This window comes from Caballeronia jiangsuensis (assembly GCF_046030135.1).
GTDB lineage: Bacteria > Pseudomonadota > Gammaproteobacteria > Burkholderiales > Burkholderiaceae > Caballeronia > Caballeronia jiangsuensis.
The window spans coordinates 40,036-66,419 of the sequence record NZ_JAQQDB010000036.1 but is presented as its reverse complement, the minus strand read 5'-3'; the positions used below and the strand labels follow the sequence as shown (position 1 = coordinate 66,419).

At 63.6% G+C, this 26,384-nt stretch carries 19 protein-coding genes; 4 read left to right on the top strand and 15 right to left on the bottom strand.

Going from position 1 to position 26,384, the window contains the following annotated elements; genetic code table 11:
* Positions 1-34: 34 nt before the first annotated feature.
* Positions 35-913 (top strand): helix-turn-helix domain-containing protein, encoded by an 879-nt coding sequence (locus tag PQR08_RS29590; protein WP_250487567.1) that lies wholly within the window; start codon positions 35-37, stop codon positions 911-913.
* Here the strand turns inward: PQR08_RS29590 and PQR08_RS29585 are convergent.
* The 4 genes from PQR08_RS29585 to PQR08_RS29570 form a co-directional block, all read right to left on the bottom strand.
* Positions 867-1,382, bottom strand: coding sequence for a hypothetical protein (locus PQR08_RS29585; RefSeq protein WP_238286289.1), 516 nt, complete (start codon positions 1,380-1,382; stop codon positions 867-869). The genes PQR08_RS29590 and PQR08_RS29585 overlap by 47 nt on opposite strands.
* A 45-nt stretch (positions 1,383-1,427) precedes the next feature.
* Complete coding sequence (locus tag PQR08_RS29580; RefSeq protein ID WP_250487568.1) at positions 1,428-2,666, bottom strand: glycosyltransferase family 4 protein; 1,239 nt, start codon at positions 2,664-2,666, stop codon at positions 1,428-1,430.
* 395 nt (positions 2,667-3,061) lie between these two features.
* The gene (locus tag PQR08_RS29575) at positions 3,062-4,285 is read right to left on the bottom strand and encodes a glycosyltransferase family 4 protein (protein WP_187602948.1); all 1,224 of its coding nucleotides are present in this window, start codon (positions 4,283-4,285) and stop codon (positions 3,062-3,064) included.
* A gap of 472 nt (positions 4,286-4,757) precedes the next feature.
* Positions 4,758-5,993, bottom strand: a complete 1,236-nt coding sequence (locus PQR08_RS29570) for a hypothetical protein (RefSeq protein WP_250487569.1) — start codon at positions 5,991-5,993, stop codon at positions 4,758-4,760.
* A gap of 543 nt (positions 5,994-6,536) precedes the next feature.
* Between PQR08_RS29570 and PQR08_RS29565 the strand changes: the two genes are divergently transcribed.
* The gene (locus PQR08_RS29565; protein WP_187602952.1) at positions 6,537-7,397 is read left to right on the top strand and encodes an ATP-grasp fold amidoligase family protein; all 861 of its coding nucleotides are present in this window, start codon (positions 6,537-6,539) and stop codon (positions 7,395-7,397) included.
* A 31-nt stretch (positions 7,398-7,428) separates the two neighbouring features.
* Here PQR08_RS29565 and PQR08_RS29560 read toward each other — a convergent pair whose 3' ends face one another.
* The 5 genes from PQR08_RS29560 to prpB form a co-directional block, all read right to left on the bottom strand.
* Complete coding sequence (locus PQR08_RS29560) at positions 7,429-8,556, bottom strand: YbdK family carboxylate-amine ligase (RefSeq protein ID WP_238214033.1); 1,128 nt, start codon at positions 8,554-8,556, stop codon at positions 7,429-7,431.
* A gap of 135 nt (positions 8,557-8,691) precedes the next feature.
* Positions 8,692-9,885 carry a 2-methylaconitate cis-trans isomerase PrpF gene (gene prpF / locus PQR08_RS29555; RefSeq protein WP_250487570.1) on the bottom strand — a complete coding sequence of 398 codons (1,194 nt, stop codon included), beginning with the start codon at positions 9,883-9,885 and terminating at the stop codon, positions 8,692-8,694.
* Between the two features lie 32 nt (positions 9,886-9,917).
* Positions 9,918-12,515: a Fe/S-dependent 2-methylisocitrate dehydratase AcnD gene (gene acnD / locus PQR08_RS29550; protein ID WP_250487571.1), complete on the bottom strand. Its 2,598-nt coding sequence runs from the start codon at positions 12,513-12,515 to the stop codon at positions 9,918-9,920.
* A 262-nt stretch (positions 12,516-12,777) separates the two neighbouring features.
* Positions 12,778-13,941: a bifunctional 2-methylcitrate synthase/citrate synthase gene (gene prpC / locus PQR08_RS29545; protein ID WP_408163238.1), complete on the bottom strand. Its 1,164-nt coding sequence runs from the start codon at positions 13,939-13,941 to the stop codon at positions 12,778-12,780.
* 23 nt (positions 13,942-13,964) lie between these two features.
* Entirely contained in the window at positions 13,965-14,861 is an 897-nt protein-coding gene (gene prpB, locus PQR08_RS29540) for a methylisocitrate lyase (protein WP_187602958.1), read from the bottom strand.
* 198 nt (positions 14,862-15,059) lie between these two features.
* Here prpB and prpR point away from each other — a divergent pair, with 198 nt between their 5' ends.
* The gene (gene prpR, locus PQR08_RS29535) at positions 15,060-17,006 is read left to right on the top strand and encodes a propionate catabolism operon regulatory protein PrpR (protein ID WP_250487576.1); all 1,947 of its coding nucleotides are present in this window, start codon (positions 15,060-15,062) and stop codon (positions 17,004-17,006) included.
* On the opposite strand, the gene PQR08_RS29530 is transcribed toward prpR, so the two are convergent.
* On the bottom strand, positions 16,990-18,786 hold the full coding sequence (locus PQR08_RS29530) for an ABC transporter transmembrane domain-containing protein (protein WP_250487577.1): 1,797 nt from the start codon (positions 18,784-18,786) through the stop codon (positions 16,990-16,992). The two genes, prpR and PQR08_RS29530, sit on opposite strands and share 17 nt — an antisense overlap.
* A gap of 274 nt (positions 18,787-19,060) precedes the next feature.
* On the opposite strand from PQR08_RS29530, the gene pstS reads away from it, so the two are divergent.
* Positions 19,061-20,092: a phosphate ABC transporter substrate-binding protein PstS gene (pstS, locus tag PQR08_RS29525; protein WP_051627215.1), complete on the top strand. Its 1,032-nt coding sequence runs from the start codon at positions 19,061-19,063 to the stop codon at positions 20,090-20,092.
* 20 nt (positions 20,093-20,112) lie between these two features.
* Here the strand turns inward: pstS and PQR08_RS29520 are convergent, their stop codons facing one another.
* The 5 genes from PQR08_RS29520 to PQR08_RS29500 all read right to left on the bottom strand — a co-directional run bounded on the left by PQR08_RS29520 (position 20,113) and on the right by PQR08_RS29500 (position 26,381).
* Positions 20,113-20,565 carry a YjjA family protein gene (locus PQR08_RS29520; protein ID WP_250487578.1) on the bottom strand — a complete coding sequence of 151 codons (453 nt, stop codon included), beginning with the start codon at positions 20,563-20,565 and terminating at the stop codon, positions 20,113-20,115.
* Between the two features lie 86 nt (positions 20,566-20,651).
* Entirely contained in the window at positions 20,652-21,497 is an 846-nt protein-coding gene (locus PQR08_RS29515; protein ID WP_408163235.1) for an NAD(P)-dependent oxidoreductase, read from the bottom strand.
* A 9-nt stretch (positions 21,498-21,506) separates the two neighbouring features.
* Positions 21,507-22,463: a D-2-hydroxyacid dehydrogenase gene (locus PQR08_RS29510; RefSeq protein WP_250487580.1), complete on the bottom strand. Its 957-nt coding sequence runs from the start codon at positions 22,461-22,463 to the stop codon at positions 21,507-21,509.
* Positions 22,464-22,486: 23 nt separating this feature from the next.
* Entirely contained in the window at positions 22,487-24,466 is a 1,980-nt protein-coding gene (gene tkt, locus PQR08_RS29505; RefSeq protein ID WP_250487581.1) for a transketolase, read from the bottom strand.
* 55 nt (positions 24,467-24,521) lie between these two features.
* On the bottom strand, positions 24,522-26,381 hold the full coding sequence (locus tag PQR08_RS29500; RefSeq protein ID WP_187603680.1) for a TRAP transporter large permease: 1,860 nt from the start codon (positions 26,379-26,381) through the stop codon (positions 24,522-24,524).
* Positions 26,382-26,384 lie beyond the last annotated feature (3 nt).

Here is a 26,384-nt window from a genome sequence, read left to right as displayed (position 1 = left end):
TGTCCCTTCACAACCCGATACCGGAGATGAACGCATGCGTCCCGATCCGAATGCTCCGCCGGGCGAACTCGGTGATCTGCTGCGCTACTGGCGCGATGTGCGGGGCATGAGCCAGCTCGGTCTGTCGCTGGAGGCCGGCGTCTCGCAACGCCAGATCAGCTTCATCGAAAGCGGACGCAGCGTGCCGGGGCGGGATACGTTGCTGACGCTGGCGCAGACGCTCGATGTGCCGCTGCGCGAGCGCAACGCGCTGTTGCTCGCGGCGGGCTATGCGCCGATGTATTCGGAGGCGCCGTGGAACGCGCAGGAGATGCACGGCGTCGTGCGCGCGCTAGAACGCGTCGTTCGCCAGCATGAACCGTTTCCGGCGATCGTGATGGATCGTCACTGGAACGTCCTCATGACGAACGACGCCGCGCCGATTTTCTTCGGCTGTTTCATCGACATGGCGTCGCGTGAAGGCCCGCGCAACATGCTGCATCTGATCTTCGATCCGCAGGGGATGCGCCCCTTCGTGGCCGATTGGGAAACCGTCTCGCGAAGCCTGCTGCAACGGGTGTATCGGGAATCGGTCGGCCATATGGTCGATGACGGCACCCGGCGTCTGCTCGACGAACTACTCGCCTATCCGGATGTGCCGCGCGACTGGAACACCCATCATGGGCGATCCGCCGCGCCCACGATGCCGGTCATTCCGATCGGCTTCGTCAGCGAGGGCGCGGTGCTTCGCTATTTCTCGATGGTCACGACCGTGGGCGCACCGCAGAACGTCGCGACACAGGAACTGCGTCTGGAATGCATGTTTCCCGCCGATGACGAGACCGAAGCACGTCATCTGCAATTGCTCGACGCGCATTCGAAAAGGATCAGCGACTCGCGCCGAGATGAGACCGCCGCGCATCGAGGTCCTTGATCGCGGGAAACACCTCGTCGTCCCACGAATCCAGACCATAGGACCGAACGATTAGATTTTGCGCGACGAAGACCTCGAACATCGGCGTGCCCGGATGCAGGCGCTGCTCTTTTCGATTCTGCTCCGACAGCCAGCGAAGAGGCTGAGGATAATCGTCCGGCGTCTCGTTGCTGGCGATCGATGCGCGCTCGACGATGAAAAGCTGCGCGCCGGGATGCGTGCGCGCCCAGGATTTGAAGTGTCCCTGTCCCGCGAGAGGCCCCATCCAGCGCACGCAATATTTGCAGTCCGGAGCCGAGTGTACGACCAGCGTGATGACGTCGCCTTCGGCTATCGTCGTGCGGCTGACCTTTGCCGGAACTGCACTGTGCGCTTCATTCGGAAGGCGCGCATTCACGAACACCACGGCCAACGCGGCCAGCAGCGTTGCAAGCACGCACTTCACAGCAGCGTTCATGGAGTTGCGCATGATGACCTCGCAAGGCCGATTCGCTGACTTCTAACCCACCCGGCTTCAGTTCGCTTCACGTCCCGTCGCCATCGACGGCTTTCGCTCTTCGACGCAAACCATCCCTTCGTACAATTCGACGTACGCGTTGATCATCGCGTCGTGGCTGAACTTCCTGGCATGCTGGCGCAGCCGGTCATGCGCCGATGGATCGTCGAGCAAGGCGCTCGCTTCGTGAAGCTTGCCGATCATCGTCTCGGGGCGGGCAACGTCGAACAGGAGATTCGAGTGCGGCTCGATGATCTCGGGGATGCCACCCAGGTTCGACCCCACGACGGGCACGCCGTGTGAGTACGCTTCGAGAACCACGAGTCCGAACGGTTCGTTCCACACGGACGGCACCACGAGAATATCGATACCGCTCAGGAAATCGGAAGGGTCCACCCGGCCGAGGAAAGTGACACGCGGGTCCGCATATTTCGTCTTGATGCTTTCGACGTAGTCCGGATCGCCGGTTCCGCCGACGGCGAGCGTCCAGTTGAGCGTCTGGTCGGCGAGCAGTTGTTCGAGCAGGAGTTCGAGGCCTTTTTCGGGCAGCACGCGTCCGAGCATGCCGAGTTTCAATGGCGCGTTCTCGACTCGCTTCGAATACTGCTTCGCTGCTGAATCCAGGGTCGGCTTATAGCAATTGTTGATGACGGTGGTCTTCGCGGCACGCGAAAAAAAACCGCTCTCGATATGCTTCTGCAACACGAAGCCGCTCACGCCGATCGCCGCGTTGACCTGCGCGGACGCGAGCTGCTTCGGCTTTGCGTACAGCGAGCACACGCCGCATTGACTCGGGCAAGGCTTTCCGCCAGTCAGCATGGTCGCCGTGGGGCACAGCAGATAATAGTCGTGGATCGTGTGCACGATCGGCACGCCTGCGTTGCTCGCGACGCGCCACGCATCGACGGAAAGACAGGAGAGATTGGCCGTATTCACGATGTCCGGCTTCTCGCGCCTGATGATGTCGGCGAGCTTTCGCGACATGGCCGTGTTGCGCACGTCGATCGCGTGCCATATCAGTTTGGCGACGCGGGAATGCTCGCCGGGAGCATGCGGCCAGTAGAGGTTACTCGATCGAAGACGATAGACCTTCGCGCCGTTGACTTCCTCGCTGCGGTCCTCGCCGACGCCGGTGGCGCAGACTACGCACACCTCTACACCGGCCTTGACCAGTCCTTCGGCAAGGAGTCGCGTCGCAACTTCGGCGCCGCCGACCTCGTCTGGAAAATATAACGTGTTCGCGATCAGTACTTTCACGGCGTATGAAGAAGATGCGGATCGATGCGAGCCGACGGCTTGACGGTCTGAAGGTCTTCGCGCAAGCCACAGCCTGATGAGCGCTTCCCGATGATTCGACGGGTCGTGTGTCCCTTCATGAGTCGCGGCTCCTGTATTCCTGCGTATGGCCTGACGGCTAACAGTTGGCGCCGCGTCATCTCGATCCGGTCGGCAAACGAAAACAATATGAATGTGACCGGGCGAACTGATCAAACTTACTACGAGCTGTGCGGACCAGTTTACCCCATCGAAGCTTGAGGCATCGCAGTTTTTCAATTTGCGTGCTTCTGCTTACTTTCCAGATCCCTGATGAATCAATACTCGATCCGGCTAGATGTAAAAACGATATGGGCCTCGACAAAAGTAGGCGAGGTTCACGGGCATACGACGCGCGGAATGGCCTGCTCGGTGAGCACGCTTTCATATAGCGCCCGATAAGCATCGACCATCGCATCCACGTTGAAGCGCCCGGCGTATTCGCGCAGACGCTCGTGTACGTCCGGGTCTTCGAGCAGCGCAATCGCTTCATGCAACTTGCCGATGATCGTCGATGGACGCGCCATGTCGAACACCAGATTCGTGCGCGGCTCGATGACCTCGGGAATGCCGCCGGTGTTTGCACCGACGACGGGCACGCCGTGCGAATACGCTTCGACCGTCACGCGCCCGAACGGTTCGTTCCAGATCGATGGCACCACGAGAATATCGATGCCATTGAAGAATTCATCGGGGTTCACACGGCCGAGATACTCGATGCGCGGGTCGTCGTACTTCGCCTTGATCGCACTGAGGTAGTCCGCATCCGCGTGGCCGCCGACGGCGAGCGTCCATTGCAGCGTATCGTCGCCGAGCAGTTGTTCGAGCAGCACTTCCAGCCCTTTCTCTTTCGACACCCGCCCGAGCAGGCCGAGCCGCACCGGACCGCCGCGATAACGGCGCGTGCGTTGCGGCAAGCTCGAATCTTCGTTCGACTCGCAGGCGTTGTAGATGACCGCCGTGCGTGCCGCGCGCGAAAAGTAGCCGCTTTCCAGGTGCTTTTGCAGCACGAAGCGGCTGACGCCCACGGCGGCCGCGACGCGCGCCGACGCGACGCGCTTGGGCTGCGCATACACCGCGCAGACGCCGCACTGCCGCTGGCACGGCTTGTCATGAGAGAACATGATGGCCGTCGGACACATCAGATAATAGTCGCGCGCCGTATGCACGATCGGCACGCCGGCATTGCGTGCGAGCCGCCAGATATCGACGGAGAGGCAAGACAGGTTGCTGGTGCTGATGACGTCCGGCTTTTCGCGCGCGATGATGCTGGACAGCTTGCGCGACATGATGACGTTATACACATCGATGGCATGCCAGATGAGCTTCGCGACGCGGCCGTGCTTCTCTCGCACATGCGGCCAGTAAAGATTGACCGAACGTAGCCGATACACCTTCACGCCGTTCACATCGTCGACACGGTCGGCGCCCGTGCCTGTCGCGCAGACCACGCAGACTTCGATGCCCGCTCTGACCAGGCCCTCGGCGAGAAGCCGCGTCGATATCTCGGCGCCTCCGGGTTCATCCGGAAAGTAGAGGGTGTTCGCGATCAGTATCTTCACGACGTCGAAGTCTCCTTGGAAAGGCCTATTCAGAAACACGGCGGTGCGAAGTGCTATCAGGGTGCAACAGTCGATGACACGACAGAAAACCCTGTGAATCGAGGCATAAAGTTAAATCATCATACTCGACGTACGATCACTCGACGTCGTGTTCGATGCATTGAGCGCGCAGCGCCCGGCGACGCAATGTCGTACCGTGCTCATCTCTGCCATGACAGGTACTCGCGCGAGCGCATTTCCGCTGCGGATAGAGAAAGCGTGCTCATCGTGAATCCGCTCGCAGAGACTGCGCTGCAGAAAACATAACAGTTTGCGCACCATCGTTCAATGCAGTACCGCACAGACATCGCGGGTCCCGCCGTGAGCGTGCGCAGTCTCGGGAGAAACGAATGGCGAGGATGCCTGAAGCACGATAGATGTTCGCGCAAAATGAAAAACGCCGCGGCTCGCGCCGCGGCGTTCGTCCGCGAAGTTACTGCGGTTCGTACCAGGAGTACGTCGGAAGCGACGGCAACGGCGTGCCGATCTGGAACGTGATGTCCCGCAGCGAAGTCAGCACGATGTTGCGCGGGTCGCCCATGTATCGACGGACATCGCCGTTATCGTTGATATACACCACGATATTGCCCGTGATACCCGCGACGTTCGTACTCGATAGCGGCTGTCCCCAGATATCGAAAACCTGGCCGAGCGTGAATGTCTTCACGTTCGGTGTTTCGATATGGATGATGCCGGTATTGTCATGCGTATGCATCTCGTAGTTGCACTGCGACAAGATGCCGACGTTCTTCGGGAACGCGAGCCACTGGCCGTCCTTGAAGATGGCGACATGTGAGTGCACGTGGAAGGTTTCGGCCATGCCCGCCGCGCAGATCACGCCATCCACCGGCGCGCCCGTGGCGCCTGTCGCAGTCATGCCGTCCGCCCAGAACGCGCTACCCACGACGCCGCCGAAAGAGAGCGTGGTGACGGTCGATGTGAACGGCGGCGGATCGGTCCATGTATATGTAGCGATCTGGGCCGGCGGCGTTCCGATGACGAGCGTCACTTCGCCGTGCTGCGGCAGCGCGAGGCTCGCGAGATCGCCGGTGTATTTCGTGAGCGTGCCGCCCGTGTTGACCCAGGCGGTCACGGTACCGGTAATCCCTGCGACGTTGGTGGTGCTAAGCGGCTGACCCCATACGGCGAAGAATTGACCCAGCGTGTACGTGCCGTTCGACGTCACGTCCATGCGAATCTTGCCCGACGCATCGACCGTGTGGACCGGATAGACGCAGCCCCGCTGCAGCGCCATGGTCGGCGCCACGCTGCCGATGTTCGCCGGCAGCGCGAGCTGCTTGCCGTCCTGATAGATCGACAGATGCGCGTAGCTGTACTTGTTACCTGCCACCGTGCAGGTGAGATTGCTGACCGCCTGGCCGGTGCCACCGGAGGATGTCGAGCCGTCGTTCCATTGCGCGGTGCCGAGCGTCGCTCCGTCGAGGACGGCGGTAGCCGCGGCGAGCGTCGGTGTGGTGGGCGTTGTCGGCGTCGATGCCGGCGCCGGTGCGCTCGCGCCGGTATCGCCCGAGTTTGCGGGCGAACTCGAGCCGTTGCTCGAAGTACTGTCGCCGCCGCCACCACCGCCGCAAGCGGCAAGCAATGCAAGCGCTGCGCCCGAGAGTGCGCCGGCGATCCAGCGCGTATGCATATGTTTCTCTTTGAGCATGTGTCGACTCCGCCCCTTGGATGGATTTCTGAAGGTGCTGCGGGCTGCACTGCGGGCGCATGCGCGATGCATGCGTGGCGTGCATCCGGCATCGGAAGCATCGCGATCCGCTCCGGCGCAAGAAGACGCTTGCCCGTCGAGACGGTACCGATGCGATTGACGCAAGTGTTGACGCCTGTCGCTGCGGCGTGCGGTTGAATGACCGGATGCGTATCGGTCGGCGCACGCCGATGAAGCTCAGCGATTCATCGAAAGAGAGAAACCGGTCCGGCCATCTGTTTCGCCGGCAGAGGCAATGTAGCGTCGATGTGTCGTAGTCGCAAGCAAAACTACCGTTGGATACGAGTTCAGATAACGCCGTTTGCAAGTGTGTGCGGTCGCGTACATACGGCGGGTCGGCGCTTCAGCAGAAAATCAAGGTTGTGATCGAAGTGTCGTCCTTCAGCAAACAACGCCTCGATAAACGCGGTACGCTCAAGGCGCAGCCGAAGCATGGGCGGGAGCGATTTCGTCTGACGTGTAAGGAAATTTGGAGGCGAGTGCATGACTCTCTCAAAGGCGCTGATCCACAGCGTACGGGACTGGTTGCCCGACAACCTGTATTTGAGCATTTATCATCGTCGCAGGATCGGGCGCTTTCCGAAGATGCGCCATCCGACGACATTCAATGAAAAGATTCTTCGACGCTGCCTCGAACCCGATCCGCGCTTTGGCGACCTTACCGACAAGCTGAAGGTTCGAGAATATGTTGCCGATAAGATCGGCAGCGAGTATCTCGTACCGCTCGTCGCCGAGCCGTCGGATTTCACCAGAGATGTTTTCGATGCTCTGCCGCCGGCGTTCGTCATGAAGGCGAATCACGGCAGCGGCTTCGTGCATCTCGTCAAGGACAAGAGCACCACGACGTTCGAAAAACTCGATGCGCTGGCGCAAAGCTGGCTGTCGACCGACTTCTATGCGATCGCGCGTGAGCGGCATTACCGCACCATCGAGCGGCGCATTTTCTTCGAGGCGCTGCTTGTCGAACCGGATGGAAAGGTTCCACCCGATCTGAAGTTTCATGTCTTCAACAAGCAGTCGGGCGACCCGAAAATCTTCATCCTCGTGATCTCGGACCGCTTCGGCGAATCTCCGCGCGGCGATATTTACGACGCTGACTGGAACCGTCTCGACATCTCGATGGGCCACTACAAGCGCAGTGTAACGCCGGATCCGCGGCCGGAGAAACTGGACGCGCTGCTATCGGTTGCGCGCACGCTGGCCAGCGATTTCGAATTCGTGCGTGTCGATCTCTACGATTCGAATGACGCAATCTATTTCGGTGAACTGACGTTCACGCCCGGCGCGGGAATGTTTCGGCTGCGGCCGGACAGGGTGGACTACGAGTGGGGCAATCTGATGTGATTGCGGATGCGAAACGTGGCGTGCGGGAAGCCTATTCGAGCGCCTGCGCGCCACGCCATACGCGGCACTGCTGACGCACGACTTCATGCAGTGAATCGTGCGCACCGTAGATTCGGCGCAACCACATGGCATCGCTCAAACCGGAAGTCACAGTGCGCCTGACGATGTCGAGACCTTCCTCGGCGCCCAACACTTTCGCATGGCTCGCGACCGCGTCGAGCGTCGCAAGAATCTCGCCCCGGATCGTATCGCGCTGCCCGGTATGCGGATTCACGCAGGTGCCGTCGAGTCCGAAGCGGCAGGCCATGAAGCGGTTGGTTCGATACACTTCATAGTCCCGCTCGCTGAGGCGCACAGGCTTGTCGATCAGAAGATAGCGCGCGAGCGCCTGAATATAAGCGGCAATCGCCGCGGCCCATTCGACACGCAGCGGCGTGTCCATCACGCGTACTTCGATCGTGCCGTAACCGGGGCTTGGACGAATGTCCCAGTAGAAGTCTTTCAGGCTTTTGACGAGGCCGGTGTTCGTCATGCGATCGAAGTACTCTTCGAATTCGGACCAGCTCGTCATGAAAGGCGCTTGCCCTGCCAGAGGAAATGGCGCGACCGAATTGAGCCGCGCGCATTGAAACTGCGTATCGCTGCCCTGCACGAATGGCGAAGAAGCCGCAAGCGCGATGAAGTGCGGGACGTAACGCGAAAGCGAGTGCAATAGAACGAGCGCCGAATCGGGATCGGGACAGCCTACATGCACGTGCTGGCCGAAGATCGTGAACTGCTGGTACAGCGCCCCGTACAAGCCCATGAGGTATTCCGAGCGCTCGCGCCCGTCGGAGCGTTGGTCGTACCAGTTCTGGAAGAAATTCGTGCCTCCGCCGCATACGCCGACGTTCAGAAAGTCCGCCGCCCGGACCAGCGTATCGCGCAGCACCTGCAATTCGCTGCGCGCCTGATCGAAGTCCTTGCAGATGCCGGTCGACAGCTCGATCATCCCTTCGGTCGTCTCCGGGTTGATCGCCCCTGCGAAGCTCTCTTCCTTTACGCGATTCAGCAGCTCCGTGGTCGCCTTCGTCAGGTTGTAGTCGTGGGTATTGACGACCTGAACTTCGAGTTCGACGCCAATCGTGAACGGCTCTGATGACGCAAATGGCTGCAGCATGGGATGTCCTGTCGCGCGGAGTCGAAGACCGAGATCGGCGTTTTCATTCTACGCGACTCGGCTCGACTCAATGACGCCTGCGTCACAGACGAGCGTGCGATTCGGAGGCGGCCACGACCGGGAACAAACGCCGGCTTAATCCGGCAACACGTTCGGAACCCACACGCGGCCTTCCATCAGCACGCGCGCGCTGCGGCTCATGATGGCTTTCTTCACCTGCCACTCGCCGTTCGCTTCGACCGCTTCCGCGCCGACGCGCAACGTGCCCGACGGGTGCCCGAAGCGCACCGACTGACGCTCGCCGCCGCCCGCCGCGAGATTGACGAGCGTGCCCGGAATCGCCGCCGCCGTGCCGATCGCGACGGCGGCCGTGCCCATCATCGCGTGATGCAGTTTGCCCATCGACATCGCGCGCACGAGGACATCGACATCGTCCGCGCCGATCCGCTTGCCGCTCGATGCGACATATTCCGCCGGACGCGCGACGAACGCGATCTTCGGCGTGTGCTGACGCGTGGCGATTTCATCGAGGCTCTTGATGAGCCCCATGCGCAGCGCGCCGTATGCGCGAATGGTTTCGAAGCGCTTCAACGCCGCGTCGTCGCCGTTGATCGCGTCCTGAAGCTCGGTGCCCTTGTAGCCGATGGCGTCCGCGTTCACGAAGATAGTCGGAATGCCCGCGTTGATCATCGTCGCCTTGAAGGTGCCGATGCCGGGGACTTCGAGATCGTCGACGAGATTGCCCGTCGGGAACATCGCGCCTCCCGCACCTTCTTCCTCCGCTGCCGGATCGAGAAATTCGAGCTGCACTTCGGCGGCGGGGAAGGTCACGCCGTCCAGTTCGAAGTCGCCGGTTTCCTGCACGGCGCCGCTCGTCATCGGCACATGCGCGATGATCGTCTTGCCGATATTCGCCTGCCAGATGCGCACGATCGCGACGCCATTGTCCGGCACGCGCTCCGGATCGACGAGGCCGCCCGCGATCGCGAACGGTCCGACCGCCGCGGAAAGATTGCCGCAATTGCCGCTCCAGTCGACGAACGGCTTGTCGATGGCGACCTGACCGAAGAGATAATCGACGTCATGACCGGGCCGCGCGCTCTTCGACACGATGACCGTCTTGCTCGTGCTCGACGTCGCGCCGCCCATGCCGTCGATCTGCTTGCCATACGGGTCCGGACTGCCGATCACGCGCAGGAAAAGCGCATCGCGCGCGGGGCCGGGCACGCGCGCCGCTTCGGGCAAATCGTTCAGGCGAAAGAAAACGCCCTTGCTGGTGCCGCCGCGCATGTAGGTCGCGGCGATCTTGATCTGTGGTGCGTGTGCCATGTGATTCCTTGTGAGAGAGATGGCGTCCGATGTCAGGCCGCCGCCTTCGACGACTCCAGGAAGTCCTGAGCGAAGCGTTGCAGCACGCCGCCGGCTTCGTAGATCGAGACTTCTTCGGCCGTGTCGAGGCGGCACGTCACCGGCACCTCAACACGCTCGCCGTTCGCGCGATGGATCACGAGCGTGAGATCCGCGCGCGGCTTGCGCTCGCCGATCACGTCGTACGTCTCGGTGCCGTCGATAGCGAACGTCTGGCGATTCGCGCCCGGCTTGAATTCGAGCGGCAGCACGCCCATGCCGATCAGGTTCGTGCGATGAATGCGCTCGAAGCCTTCCGCAACGATCGCTTCGACGCCCGCGAGCCGCACGCCTTTCGCGGCCCAGTCGCGCGACGAGCCTTGCCCGTAATCCGCGCCCGCGACGATGATGAGCGGCTGCTTGCGCTCCATGTACGTTTCGATCGCTTCCCACATGCGCGTAACCTTGCCTTCCGGTTCGATGCGAGCGAGCGAGCCCTTCTTCTGCTGACCTTCGACGATCGCCATTTCGTTGATGAGCGTCGGGTTCGCGAAGGTCGCGCGCTGCGCCGTCAGATGGTCGCCGCGATGCGTCGCGTACGAGTTGAAGTCTTCCTCCGGCAAGCCCATTTTCGTGAGGTATTCGCCAGCCGCGCTGTTCGCGAGGATCGCGTTGGACGGCGAGAGATGGTCCGTCGTGATGTTGTCGCCGAGCACGGCGAGCGGGCGCATTCCCGTGAGCGTGCGTTCACCCGCGAGCGCGCCTTCCCAATATGGCGGGCGGCGAATGTACGTGCTTTGCGCGCGCCAGTCGTAGAGCGGGCTGATGGCTTCGCCGCTCGCCGGGGTCAGCGCGAACATCGGCTCGTAGACCTTTCGGAACTGTTCCGGCTTCACGCTTTGTTTGACGATGGCGTCGATTTCCTCGTCGCTCGGCCAGATGTCTTTCAGATACACCGGCTGACCGTTCGCGCCGATGCCGAGCGCATCGCGTTCGATGTCGAAGCGGATCGTGCCCGCGATCGCGTACGCGACCACGAGCGGCGGCGACGCGAGAAACGCTTGCTTCGCGTACGGATGAATGCGGCCGTCGAAGTTGCGATTGCCGGAGAGCACGGCGGTCGCGTACAGATCGCGATCGATGATTTCCTGCTGGATCACGGGATCGAGCGCGCCGGACATGCCGTTGCACGTCGTGCAGGCGAACGCGACGATGCCGAAGCCGAGTTGTTCCAGATCCGGCAGCAGACCGGCTTCCTGCAAATACAGCTCGACCGCTTTCGAGCCCGGCGCGAGCGACGATTTCACCCACGGCTTGCGCGTGAGGCCTTGCGCATTCGCATTGCGCGCGAGGAGCGCGGCCGCGATCACGTTGCGCGGATTGCTGGTGTTTGTGCAGCTCGTGATCGCAGCGATGATCACCGCGCCGTCCGGCATCTGCCCCGGCGTGTCTTCCCATTTGCCCGCGATGCCGCGCGCCGCCAGTTCCGAAACCGGCAAGCGCTTGTGCGGATTCGACGGCCCGGCCATGTTGCGCACGACCGCCGACAGATCGAAGCGCAGCACGCGTTCATATTCGGCGTGTGTCAGCGAATCGGCCCACAGTCCCGCGGTTTTCGCGTATTGCTCGACGAGGCTCACTTGCTTGTCCTCGCGGCCGGTGAGACGCAGATACTCGATCGTCTGCTCGTCGATGTAGAACATCGCGGCGGTCGCGCCGTATTCGGGCGCCATGTTCGAGATGGTCGCGCGGTCGCCGAGCGTGAGGCTCGATGCGCCTTCGCCATAGAACTCGAGATACGCGCCGACCACCTTTTCCTTGCGCAGGAATTCGGTGAGCGCGAGCACGATATCGGTTGCCGTGATGCCCGGCTGACGCTTGCCGGAAAGCTCGACGCCGACGATATCCGGCAGGCGCATCCACGACGCGCGGCCCAGCATCACGTTTTCGGCTTCGAGGCCGCCCACGCCGATGGCGATCACGCCGAGCGCATCGACGTGCGGCGTATGGCTGTCGGTGCCAACGAGCGTATCCGGATACGCGATGCCGTCGATCGCATGAATGACCGGCGACATGCGCTCCAGATTGATCTGATGCATGATCCCGTTGCCCGGCGGAATCACATCGACATTCTTGAACGCCTTCTTGGTCCAGTTGATGAAGTCGAAGCGATCCTCGTTGCGCCGGTCTTCGATGGCGCGGTTCTTCGCGAACGCATCCGGATCGAAGCCGCCGCATTCCACCGCGAGCGAATGATCGACGATGAGCTGCACCGGCACCACGGGATTCACTTTCGCCGGATCGCCGCCCTGGTCCGCGATCGCGTCGCGCAGGCCCGCGAGATCGACGAGCGCGGTCTGTCCGAGAATGTCGTGACACACGACGCGCGCCGGGAACCACGGGAAATCGCGCTCCCGCTTCCTTTCGACGAGCTGCATCAGCGATTGTTCGAGCATCGCCGGATCGCAGCGGCGCACGAGATTCTCCGCGAGCACGCGCGAGGTGTAGGGCAGCTTGTCATAGGCGCCCGGCGCGATGGCTTCGACGGCTGCGCGCGCGTCGAAGTAATCGAGCGAGGAGCCGGGCAGGGGTTTGCGGTTTGCAGTATTCATCGCGGTGTCTCGGTCATTGCATGGTCTTTCAGATGCCACGCTCGAAGGGTACTGTGGGGAGACCCCTTCGTTTAATAATTCGGTCTATTCTAAGCGCCGCTGGCCTTACGGTTCGAGGAGAGGTTACGCTCAACTCGCGTATCGGTCATCAACGGCTTTCGCATCGATTGCGGCAAAAAAAGGGGCCCGCTGCCGGGTGTGGCAGCGGAGCCCGAAGCCCTCACGTATCTCGCGTATCAACGTCAAGGGGGTTCGATGTGCCTCAGGCGCGTTTTGCCAGCGGGACGAACTCGAGGTTTTCCGGACCGGTGTAATTTGCGCTCGGCCGGATGATCTTGTTGTCGATGCGTTGCTCGATGATGTGCGCCGCCCATCCCGACGTGCGCGAGATCACGAACAGCGGCGTGAACATGGCCGTGGGCACGCCCATCATGTGATACGAAACCGCGCTGAACCAGTCGAGATTCGGGAACATCTTCTTCGCGTCCCACATCACCGTTTCGAGGCGCTCGGCGATATCGAAGAGCTTCGTGTCGCCGGCTTCCTTCGACAATGTCTTCGCGATTTCCTTGATGACCTTGTTGCGCGGATCGGAGATCGTGTACACCGGATGGCCGAAGCCGATCACGACTTCCTTGTTCTCCACGCGGCGCTTGATGTCGGCTTCGGCTGCGTCGGGCGTTTCATAGCGCGATTGAATGTCGAAGGCCGCTTCGTTCGCGCCGCCATGCTTCGGGCCGCGCAGCGCGCCGATCGCGCCGGTGATCGCCGAATACATGTCGGTGCCGGTGCCCGCGATCACGCGTGCGGTGAACGTCGATGCGTTGAACTCGTGCTCGGCGTAGAGATTCAGCGATACATGCATCGCATCGACCCACGACTTCGACGGCGCCACGCCATGCAGCAGATGCAGGAAGTGCCCGCCGATGGAGTCGTCATCCGTTTCGACTTCGATGCGCTTGCCATTGTGCGAATAGTGATACCAGTACAGCAGCATCGAACCAAGCGAGGCCATCAGCTTGTCGGCGATATCCTTCGCGCCCGCAACATTATGATCGTCCTTCTCGGGCAGGATGGTGCCGAGCACGGAGACGCCGGTGCGCATCACGTCCATCGGATGCGCGGACGCGGGAATCCATTCCAGCGCGGCCTTCAGGTTCGCGGGCAGGCCGCGCAATGCCTTGAGCTTCGTCTTGTACGCCTTCAGTTCGGCCGCATTCGGCAGCTTGCCGTGCACCAGCAGATGCGCGATTTCTTCGAATTCGGAAGTGGTCGCGACATCGAGAATGTCGTAGCCGCGATAGTGCAGGTCATTGCCGGTCTTGCCGACCGTGCACAGCGCGGTATTGCCCGCCGTGACGCCGGACAGCGCAACGGATTTCTTCGGCTTGAATGCGCCTGCGGTGCTGTTGTCTGCTTCGCTCATTGATTTCGTCTCCTTCACAAGGGTTATTTCTTTGCTGCAAAAAGCTGATCGAGCTTGTCTTCGTAGGCGTGATAGCCGAGATACTTGTACAGATCGGCGCGCGTCTGCATCGTTTCGACGGCGGCCTTTTGCGTGCCGTCGCGCTTGACGGTCTCGTAGAAGTTGAGCGCGGCGGCGTTCATCGCGCGGTACGCGCCGCAGCAATACAAGGCGATATCGACGTTCGCGTCCTTCAGTTCATCGACGGTGAAGAACGGCGTCGAGCCGAACTCGGTCAGGTTCGCGAGAATCGGCACGCGCACGGCGGCCTTGAAGCGGCGATAGTCGTCGAGCGTCTTCATCGCTTCGGGGAAGATCATGTCGGCGCCTGCTTCGACATACGCGACCGCGCGCTCGATCGCCGCGTCGATGCCTTCGGCGCCCGCGGCGTCGGTGCGCGCCATGATGACGAACGACTCGTCGGTGCGCGCATCGACGGCGGCTTTCACGCGATCGACCATTTCGCTCATCGGCACGACTTCCTTGCCCGGCCGATGCCCGCAGCGCTTCTGCCCGACCTGATCCTCGATATGAACGGCAGCCACGCCCGCCTTGATGAACGAACGGATCGTGCGCGCGATGTTGAAGGCGCCGCCCCAGCCCGTGTCGATATCGACCATCAGCGGCAGCGAGGACGCGTCGGTGATGCGGCGCGCGTCGATGAGCACGTCTTCCATCGTGCTGATGCCGAGGTCGGGCATGCCGAGCGAATTGGCGGCCACGCCGCCGCCGGACAGATAGAGCGCCTTGAAACCGACGGCTTCGGCCATTTTCGCGGCGTACGCGGTGATCGCGCCGACGACCTGAAGCGGGGCTTCGTCGCGGACGGCCTGGCGGAACCGCGCGCCTGCGGTCTGTGCGGACTGAAATTCGGAACTCACGTTTTGTCTCCTGATGAACTCGGCCCATTAATGCAATTTGCTTGCCAGGGCGCTCCATTCACGTAAGTCATTGATTTTGCAATACATCTAAAATTTGACCGAACGTAAGTGCTTTCAGGGATGAAATCCAGGATTTCGAATCTGAAACGGATGTTGCATACTAAATGAGCTCCATCGTTTCATTCACCGCAGAAGATCATGCAAACGGAAACCGCGTCTCGCCCGCGCATCTGGGCCGTCGGTATCAGCCGGCTCCGGGATTTGTTCATCGATATTGCCGGCGCCTACGCCGATCGCGCCGAGCTCGACGTCGTCCCGCTCGGCTATGAGGACGCCGCGAACAGCATCGAAGGCGCGCGCGACGAGCGGCCCGATGTCGTCGTGGCGGGCGGCTCCAACGGCGCTTATCTCAAGAGCCGCGTGTCGGTGCCGGTCGTCGTGATCAGCCCGACCGGCTTCGACGTGATGCACGCGCTCACGAAGGCGCGGCGCGAGGGCGCGAGCGTCGCGCTCGTCACGCACGGCGACACGCCCGCCGAAATACGCCGGTTTCTCGCCGCTTACGGCATCGACATGATCTGCGAATCGTATCGCTCGGCGCAGGACGCGGAGAGCCTCGTGCTCGATCTGCGCGATCGCGGCGTCGATGTCGTGGTCGGGCCCGGCCTCGTCGCGGATCTGGCCGCCGACGCGGGCATGAGCTCGGTGTTTCTGTATTCGCGCACATCCGTCGTCGCGGCGTTCGAGACCGCGCTGGAAGTCGCGCAGGCGATGCGCCGCGAAGTCGCGCGCCGCAATCGGCTCGACAACTTGTTGCAGCATCTTCGCGATGGCGTCGTCGCGGTCGATGCGGGCGGCCGCATCGAAGCGATCAATCGCCGGCTCGCGACCGCGCTCGGCATCGCCGACGTATCGCGCGCGGTCGGCCGTGCGCTGCTCGATGTCGCGCCCGAACTCGACGGCGTGTTGCCCGTCGCCGATGGCGATGTGTTCGGCGCCGTGCGCGGCGTGAGCTACGCGATCCATCGCGGACCGCTGGCGAGCGATGGCGCGGCGGGCGGCACGATCTTCACGTTCCAGGAATCGCGCGCGGTCGAGCGTCTCGACCGGACCCTGCGATCGCGGCAGGGCGCGCAGGAATTCGTCGCGCGCTATCGGCTGGAGGACGTCGTCGGCGAGTCGGAATCGATCGAGCGCGTGAGAGCGCTCGTGCGCCGCTACGCGAAATCCGATGCCACCGTGCTGATTCTCGGCGAAAGCGGCACCGGCAAGGAAATGGTCGCGCAGAGCATGCATCGCCTGAGCCGCCGCAAGGACTTTCCGTTCGTCGCGATGAACTGCGGCGCGTTCCCCGAGGCGCTCCTCGAAAGCGAGCTGTTCGGCTACGAGGAAGGCGCGTTCACGGGCGCGCGCAAGGGCGGCAAGGCCGGGTTGATCGAAGCGGCGCATCGCGGAACCTTGTTTCTCGACGAGATCGGCGAGATGCCGCCTTCGCTGCAAAGCCGCCTGCTGCGCGTGCTGCAGGAAAGAGAGGTGATACGCCTCGGATCGACGGAGCCGACGCGCGTCGATATCCGCGTGATCGCCGCGACGCATCGCACGCTCGCGGAAGGCGTCGCGGATGGATCGTTTCGGGCCGACCTGTTTTATCGAATCAATATTCTGAGCGTCGCGGTGCCGCCATTGCGCGCGCGATCCAGCGACATCCTGCCGCTGGCGACGGAGCTTCTGATGCAGGCCGCAAGACGCGACAAGGCGCTTGCGCAGCGCGTGCCCGGCCGCGACGACGCAGCGCGCCTGCTCGCGCCGCTGGAGCAGGCGCTCTGCGTTTATCCGTGGCCCGGCAACGTTCGTGAGTTGCAGAACATCGTCGAGCGCATTGCCGTGGAGATTCCGGACATGGACGTCGACACGGGGCAACCCCTTGCGTTGACGCTCGAAGACTTGCTGGCGATCGCGCCCGAGCTGTCCGAACTCAGGACCGATGCGAGCGCGGATCTATCGCTACGTGACCTGAGCCGTTCGGTGGAAGCCGATCAGGTCCGTGCGACGCTCGCCGCGTTCGGAGGCGATCGGGACGCCGTCTGCAAGGCGCTCGGCATCAGCAAGACGACGTTGTGGCGAAGGCTCAACGCGAAGCGTTGAAGTCCCGGCGAGCGGCGACGGCCTGCTCGCCGAATTGCAGGGCCGCGAGTTGCGCGTAGAGCGGCGAGCTTCGCAGCAACTCGGCGTGACGGCCTTGCGCGACGATGCGCCCCTGTTCCATCACGACGATCCTGTCGGCCTGCTGAACAGTCGCCAGCCGATGCGCGATGACGAGCGTGGTGCGGTTCTGCGCGGCGTTGTCCAGCGCCGTTTGCACGAGTCGTTCGCTCGCTGCATCGAGCGCGCTGGTGGCTTCGTCGAGCAGCAGAACGGGTGGATCACGAAGGATCGCCCGCGCGATCGCGATGCGTTGACGCTGCCCGCCCGACAGCCTCACGCCGCGCTCACCGAGAAACGTGTCGTAGCCCTGCGGAAGCTGCTCGATGAAACCGGCGGCGGCGGCCATGCCGGCGGCGTGTTGTACTTGCGCGAGCGTCGCGTCGGGCATGCCGTAACGGATGTTGTCGAATACGCTTCCCGAAAAGATCACCGAGTCCTGCAACACGACGCCGACCGTCCGGCGCAACGTGCCGAACGACATGTGCCGTGTCGCGACGCCGTTGATCGAAATGCTTCCGGACTGCGGATCATAGAAGCGCAGCAGCAACTGGAACAGCGTGGTCTTGCCCGCTCCCGATGGCCCGACGAGCGCGACATGCTCGCCCGGTCGGACATGGAGCGAGAATCCGGACAGCGTCGCGATGCCTTCGCGGGAGGGATAGGAAAAGCTCACATCGTCGAAGCGGATGCCTTCGCCGGCGGCCGGCATCGGCGTGGTCGTTCCGGCCTCGGTGACGGGCGAGCGCGCGGCCAGAAGCTGCATGAGACGTTCGGTTGCGCCGGCGGCGCGCTGCAGATCGCCCCACACCTCGGCGAGCGCGCCGACGGCGCCCGCCGTGAACACCGCGTACAGGATGAACTGCGACAACTGGCCCGCCGTCATCTGTTTTGCCAGCACGGCCTGCGCGCCGAGCCAGAGCACGAAGACGACGGCGGCGAACACGAACACGATGACCACGGCCGTCAATCCTGCGCGAGCGCGGATTCGCGTAAGCGCTGTCTCGAACGCGGATTCCACCGCCGTGCCGAAACGCTTTGCCTCGAATGTTTCCTGCGTGTACGACTGCACCGTCGGCATTGCGTTGAGCACTTCGCCCGCCAGCGCGCTCGCGGTCGCGACCTTGTCCTGGCTGGCGCGCGAAAGCCGCCGCACGCGCCGTCCGAAGAAGACGATAGGCGCGACCACCACGATCAGCACGGCGATGATGTAGCCGGACAGCACGGGGCTCGTCGTCACCAGCATCGCGATGCCGCCGACCGTCAGCAACGCGTTGCGCAATCCGAGCGACAGGCTGGTGCCCACGACCGTCTGGATCAGCGTCGTGTCGGTGGTGAGGCGCGAGAGGACTTCGCCCGTCTGGGTCGTCTCGAAGAACTGCGGGCTCATTCGCATGATGTGATCGTAGACCGCGCTCCGCAAGTCGGCCGTCACGCGCTCGCCCAGCCACGATACCCAGTAGAAGCGCAATGCCGTCGCGCCCGCGAGCACGAGCGAGACGACGAAAAGCGCGATGAAATAGCGGTCGATATGCGTCCGGTCACCGCTCGCGAATCCACGATCGATCAGGTATCTGAAAGCCATCGGCAGCGCCAGCGTCGCGCACGCGGACGTCACGAGCGCCAAGAACGCGAGCGCCCAGCGCCCGGCATAAGGCCGCAGGAACGGAGCGAGGGAAAAGAGCAGGCCGACGCGCGGCAAGGGGGCTGCTGCAGATGACATGGAATCCTGGCGTAGTGGAGAGCGGTCGATGACATCGAGCGTTGCAAGCCAGTTTATCTTCTTGCGCGCGGGCTTCCATCTGCAAACACGAGCGTTCGTTCGATTCGAGCCGTTCTTTCCGATCCGCGCAATCGCGAAGCGACGGCATTGGGAAAATCGTCCGCACATCCTAAGATCAGAGACAGTGACTTTGAGGGCGCGGCCGAATGGCCGCGTCATGACGTTCCGGAACGCATCGTCCCGTACCGCGCAAAGCATGTCGAGGGTCTCAACGATGAACAAGAAACCGACCGGTTCAAGGCGACTGCTTCTTGCCGTCGCGTTCTGTCTCGCCACGTGCCATGCAGCGATCGCATTTTCCGCGGAGATTTCCGGCGCGGGCTCCACATTCGTCTACCCGCTATTGCTGAAATGGGCGGACACCTACCATACGAAAACCGGTCAGCGAGTCGCCTACCAGCCTACCGGCTCGGGAAACGGCGTCCGCCAGATCAAGGCGGCGAGAGTGACTTTCGGGGCATCGGACATGCCGCTCGCGCCCGACGAACTGCGCGCGGCGGGACTGGCCCAGTTCCCTGTCGTGATCGGCGGCGTGGTGCCCGTCGTCAATCTTCCGGGCGTCGGTCCTGGGCAGATTCGTCTGACCGGGCCGCTGCTCGCCGACATCTACCTCGGCAAGATCGTCAACTGGAATGATCCGGCCATCGTCGCGCTCAATCCGAATGTCAGTGTTCCGAATCTAAAGATCGTCGTCGTGCATCGGAACGAGAGTTCGGGCACCACGTTCAACTGGGTCAGCTTCCTTTCGCAGAGCAGCGCTGCGTGGAAGAGCGGCGTGGGCGCGGGCACCACGGTCAAATGGCCGACCGGCGTCGGCGCGGCCGGCAACGACGGCGTCGCGATGTACATCAAGAACGTGGAAGGCTCGATCGGATATGTCGAACTGACTTACGCGCTGCAACGGAATCTGGCCTTCACCGCCGTGCAGAACCGCAGCGGCGCCTTCGTGGAACCATCGCGGGCGAGCTTCAGCGCAGCCGCCGCAGCCGCCGACTGGACTCAGCAGCCGGACTTCTATCAGATCGTGACGGACGCGCCCGGAGAGAACGCATGGCCGATCGCCGGCGTGGTGTTCGTGCTCGTGCCGCGAGAGGCGAAGGACCCGGCTGCGCTGAAAGCCGCGCTCGCGTTCTTCAGATGGGCGCTCAACGAAGGACAGGCCGACGCCGATGCTGAGCATTACGTCTCCTTGCCACCGGTTCTCGTCAGGCAGATCGAGGCTTACTGGGACGAGAACATCAAGTAGGCGCCGCGCGATCACGACCGTTACAGCAACGACTTTCCCTGAGCGAGAATCTTGTCGCAAACCTGCTTCGTGAGTTGTTCCTTCAGACCGCCGCCGCTCAGATCGACCTGCTTGCCGTTACCGCTATCGAGGATACCCTTCGCGCCGCTGGTGTATCCGCTGTCGCTCGAAGCCGAACCGCCGAGCTTGCTCATGAGCCCGTCCTTGACCGACGATGCGCCGCCTCCAAGGTAGTTGTTCTTGATGCAGAATTCGAGCACGCCGGCGACATTGCTCGTGCTGCCCGAACTCAGCGAGTCCAGCGACATGCCGCTGCTCAATCCGCCGAGACTGCCGAGCGCGCCGCCCGCTCCGCCCCCGCTGCTTTTGCCCTGATCGAGAAGGTTGCCGAGTTGGGCGTGTGTCAGCGGGATGTAAAGCAAGGACGTGGCCAGAATCGCACGGATCCAGAAGTGACGTTTGCACGAAATCATGGTGCCTCCGTTTTTGTGAGCCTTAACTATAGTTCTTCTGAAGGAAGCGATCAGCGTGCGTGTCAGGTCACGGCGGAAGTCCGCGCTCAGTCCCACGTGTCGATGACGCGGCTGTCGTCGCGTGCGCCGAGGCCCGCGTCCGCTGCGGCGTGATAGCGGGCATTGGCGACGGACAGCAGCGGAACGTCGGCGCCGCACGCCCGCGCGGCCGCGACCACGAGATCGCTGTCCTTCACGAAGATGTCGATGGCGCTCGTCACCGTCACGCCGGCGGCTTGCAACATGCGTGGGCCGCGATCGGACAGCATCCACGAACCGGCAGCGCCTTTTTCGACCAGATCGAGCACGGCGGCGGGATCGAGACCGAGCGAGCGCGCCAGATTCAGCGCCTCCGCCGCGGCGACGATATGCACCGAGCACAAGTGCTGGTTCACGAGCTTGATCGCCTGTCCGTCGCCGAGCTTCGTGCCTGTGATGCGCACGGTGCCCATCGCGTCGAGCACGGGGCGCACGTCGTCGATGTCGCGTTGCGCGCCCGCCGCGAAGATCACGAGTTCGCCGCGCCTCGCGCGCGCGGTGCCGCCCGTCACGGGAGCGTCGATCACTCGCGCGCCCGCCGCCGCCAGCCGTTCGCCCTCTCGACGCACCGCGTCCGGACCGACCGTCGACATGATCACCCACGTCTGACCGGCAAGCTTCGCGCCGACGCCATCGACGAGCGATGCCAGTTGCTGCGGCGTCGCCACCATCGCGACGACGACGCTGGCGGCCGGCGCAGCCGCGAAGCCATCGACGGTGGCGAGGCCGTTTTCCTGCGCGAGCCCGCGCGCGCGGCTCGACAGATCCACGCCCGTCACGGCATGGCCCGAGGCGTTGATCCGCTGCGCCATCGGCAAGCCGATCGCGCCGAGGCCGATGAAGGTCACGTTCATGGCTGGCCTTTAGCGCACGACATTGACCGGCGCGCCCGCCACGAATGCCGCGATGTTGTCGATCAACTGATCCGCGAGCGTCTGTTGCGCTTCATCCGATGCCCACGCGACGTGCGGCGTCACGATCACGTTCGGCCGGCCCGCGACGCGCATCAGCGGATTGCCGGGCGCGGGCGGCTCGGTCGCGAGCACATCGAAGCCCGCGCCGCTGATCCAGCCTTCATCGAGCGCCTCGACGAGCGCGGCTTCGTCCACGAGGCCGCCGCGCGCCGTGTTGATGATGAGCGGCTTCTTCTTCATCGCGCGAAATTCGGCCGTCGACAGCATGCCGCGCGTGTGCGGCGTGAGCGGGCTGTGAATGGTGATGACATCGCTCGTCGCGAGCATTTCGTCCCACGGCGTGTAGAGCGGGCCGAGTCCCTCGCGCCCCTTGTGCGCGGCGAAGATCGGCCGCATGCCGAACACGCGGGCGATTTCCGCGACGCGCTGCCCGAGCACGCCTTCGCCGATGATGCCGAGCGTCGCGCCGCCCAGATCGCGAATCGGATGATTGAAAAAGCAGAATTGCCCGGCCTTCTGCCATTCGCCTTCGAGCACGTCGTCGCGATAAGCGATCAGATTGCGCCGCAGTGCGAGCATCAGCGCGAACGTATGCTCGGGCACGGTGTTCACCGCATAGCCGCGAATGTTCGAGACGACGATGCCGCGCCGCTCGCACGCGCTCTTGTCGATGCAATCGGTGCCCGTCGCGGCCACCGCAATGAGCCTGAGCTCCGGCAACTGGTCCAGCAGCTCCGCCGTGAGCGCGACCTTGTTGGTGATCGCGATGCTCGCGCCCGCGAGACGCGCCACCACTTCATCGGGCGCGGTGCGGTCGAACTCGACGAGCTCGTGCTCGAACGCGGGCCGCTTCAGGCGGATCTGCGGCGCGAGCGTCTCGCGGTCCAGAAAAACGATCTTCTGCATGCTCTTTCCTTGCTGTTCGGGATTCAAAGATGCCGCTTCACTTCTTCGACGATATGCCGCGGCGTGATGCCGAAATGTTCATAGAGCGCCTCGGCCGGCCCCGAAGCGCCGAAGCCCTTCATGCCGACGAAACCGCCGCGCTCGCCGATGTAGCGGTCCCAGCCGAAGCGCACCGCCGCTTCCACCACGACACGCACGGTGTCCGCGCCGAGCACGCTTGAGCGGTACGCCGCGTCCTCATCGTCGAAGCGTTCGCAACAGGGCATCGACACGACCGCCGTCGCGATGCCCGCCGCCTGCAACTGCTCGCGCGCCGCGAGCGCCAGCGCGACCTCCGAGCCGGTCGCGATGAGCGTCACGCGCCGCACGCCGCCTTCGGCCTCGGCGAGCACGTAGCCGCCGCGCGCCGAGCGGTTGTCGTCCTCGTGCTTCGTACGCACGAGCGGCAGCGCCTGGCGCGCGAACACCATCGTGCTCGGGCCGCTCTTGCGCTCGTAGGCGAGCATCCAGCATTCGGCGGCCTCGACGGCATCGGCGGGACGGAACACGTACATGTTCGGCATCGCGCGCAGGGACGCGAGAATCTCGACGGGCTGATGCGTCGGCCCGTTCTTGGCGACGCCGATCGAGTCGTGGCTGAAGACGAACTTCACCGGCAGGCCCATGAGCGCGGCCATGCGCATCGCGGGGCGTTCGTAATCGGAGAAGGCGAGATAGGTGACGGTGAGCGGAATCACGCCGCCGTGCGCGGCCATGCCGTTCGCCATCGCGCCCATCACGTGTTCGCGCACGCCGCAATGGACGTAAGCGCCGCCGCGATCTTCGACCGTGAATGCGCGCAGGCTGCGCTTGTGGCTCGTCGGCGCTTCGAGATCGGCGCAACCTACCATGCGTTCGGGCAACACGTTCGCGAGGAGATCGTTGATCTCGGCGGAGATCATGATGCCGCCCGGCGCTTCGGCGCGCGTTCCGGCATCGCGCTTGTAGGTTTCCAGCGTTTGCCGCCATCCTTCGGGCAATTCGCCGGCCTGGATGCGGTCGAACTCCGCGCGCGCGGGTGCGGGCAACGAAGCGACGCGCTCGCGCCATGCGCGATATTCGTCCTCGCTGCGCCGTCCCGCTTCGCGCCATGCGTGCTGCACGTCGTCGGGAATCTCGAAGGGCGCATGCGGCCAGTTCATCGCGTTGCGCGCGGCGTCGGCGTCCTTGTCGAAGAGACGTCCGCTGTGTCCGCCGCGCTGACCTTGCAGACGCGCGATGCCGCGTGCGATCGTCGTGCGGCATGCGAGCATCGACGGACGCGGATCGGCTTTCGCTCGCGCCAGCGCATCCGACACGGCTTCGAGATCGTGCCCGTCCACTTCGACCACATGCCAGCCCGCGACGCGAAAACGTTCGCTCACGTTCTCGCTGATCGAGAGCGTCGTGCTGCCGTCGTCGGTGATGCGATTGTCGTCCCAGCACAGAATCAGCTTGCCGAGCTTCAGATGCCCGGCGAGCGAGATCATTTCCTGTCCGACGCCCTCTTGCAGACAGCCATCGCCGACGAACGCATACGTGTAGTGATCGACGACGCCCGCGCCGAACTTCGCATTGAGATACGCCTCGGCCACCGCCATGCCGAACGCGTTCGCGATGCCCTGCCCGAGCGGGCCGGTCGTCACCTCGATGCCCGAGGCCGTGTCGAATTCCGGATGGCCTTCGCAATGCGAGCCCATCTCGCGGAACGTCCGTATCTGGTCGATGCCGAAGTTCGCATAGCCCGTGAGATGCAAGAGCGCATAGAGCAGCATCGAGCCGTGGCCGTTCGAAAGCACGAAACGGTCGCGGTCGGGCCATTGCGGATCGGCGGGATTGAATTTCATGTGCCGCGTGAACAGCGCCGTGGCGATTTCCGCCATGCCGAGCGGCACGCCCTGATGACCTTCGCCCGCGCGCACGATGGCGTCGATGGCGAGAAAGCGAATGGCGTTCGACAGCTTTTGCGTGTCGATGGAAGACATGACTTCTCCTGGCCGCTCCATCGAAGGAGCGGCATCACTGAGCGTTGAACGGAATTTATTTCAGGAAGCCCGTGGAAATCCACGGAATCGCGGCGACGAAAATCAGCCCGACGATCAGGGCCGCGATATAGCCGACGATCGGCTTCATGCCTTCATCCGGATGGATGCGGCTCACCGCGCAGGCCGAGTAGTAGCCGACGCCGAACGGCGGCGCGAACAGGCCCACGCCCATCGAGAGGATCACGACCATCGCGTAGTGCACGTCGTTGATGCCCATCTGGCGCGCGATCGGGAACATCAGCGGCCCGAACAGCACGATCGCGGGAATGCCTTCCAGCACGCTGCCGAGCACGATGAACACGAGTATCGACGCCGCCATGAACATCCACGTGCCGCCGGGCAGCGCGCCCATCGTGCGCGCGAGCTGGCCCGAGAAGCCCGACTGCGTGAGCGCCCACGCCATGCTCGTCGCCGCGCCGATGATCAGCAGGATCGCGCCGGAGAGCGCGGCGGTATCGATCAGCATCGGCTTTAAGCGGCCCCATTCGAAGCGGCGATAGATCAAGAGACCCGCGATCACCGCATAGCCGATGCCGATGGTCGATACTTCCGTCGCCGTGGCGATGCCTTCGACCACGGCCGCGCGAATCACGAAGGGCAGCGCGAGCGCGGGCAGGGCGATCGCGAGCTTGCGCACGATCTCCTTGCGGGTCGCGCGCTTCACGCCGGAGAGATCGTCGCTGCGATAGCGCCACCAGACGACCGTGCACAAGGTCACCGCGAGCACGATGCCGGGCAGCATGCCGCCCGTGAAGAGCGCCGAGATCGACACGCCCGTCACCGAGCCGAGCGTGATGAGCACGAGACTCGGCGGGATGGTTTCGGTCTGCGCGCCCGTGGCCGCGAGCAGCGCGACGAGATCGCCCGGTTTCGCGCCGCGCGCCTTCATCTCGGGAAACAGCACGGGCGCGACCGCCGCCATGTCGGCCGCTTTCGAGCCGGAGATGCCCGACACCAGATACATTGCGCCGACGAGCACGTACGACAGGCCGCCGCGCACGTGGCCGAGCATGCTGGCGAGGAACGCGATCATCGCGTTGGCCATGCCTGTCATCTCGATCAACTGGCCGAGGAACACGAAGAGCGGCACGGAAAGCAGGATCAGATGCGACATGCCTTCGTCCATGCGCCCGACGACCACGACGAGCGGCGTGCTCGTGGTGAGCGCGAGATAGCCGAAGGTCGCGAGACCGAACGAGAACGCGATGGGCACGCCCGAGAGCACGCACAGCGCGACGAGGCCGACGAAGAAGATCAGCAGGTTGAGATTGCCGAGGCCTTTGAGCAGCGGACTCGCCGCATAGAACGCGATGGCGACCGCGGCCACCAGCGCGAGCGCGCCGATGGTGAGCTTCCAGTTCCCCACGCGCACGAGCCGCAGGCACGCGACGAGCAGCATCAGGCCCGCGCCGATCGGCAACGCGGCGGCGCGCCACGAGTTGGCGATATCGAGCGCGGGCGTCGTGATGAACGATTCGTCCTGCGCGAAGTCCACCGCCGGCCCGATCACCATCAGCAGGAACGCGAGCGGTGCGGCGATCGCGATGACATCGAGAAACGCGCGCACGCCCGGCGAGGCCATGCCGACCAGCGCCGTCATGCGCATGTGCTCGCCGCGCCGCAGCGCCACGACCGCGCCCAGCATCGCGAGCCACAGGAACAGCATCGACGCGAGTTCGTCGGACCAGACGAGCGGCGTGTGCAGCGCATAGCGGCTCGTCACGCCGGCGAACAGCACCACGATCTCGGCCAGGACCAGCAGCGCGGCGGGAATCTCCACGCAGTGGCCGAGCCAGGTGTCGAGAAACGCGGCGACGCGGTGTGGCGCCGGATGCGGAAGCGGGATCGTGTGCATGGC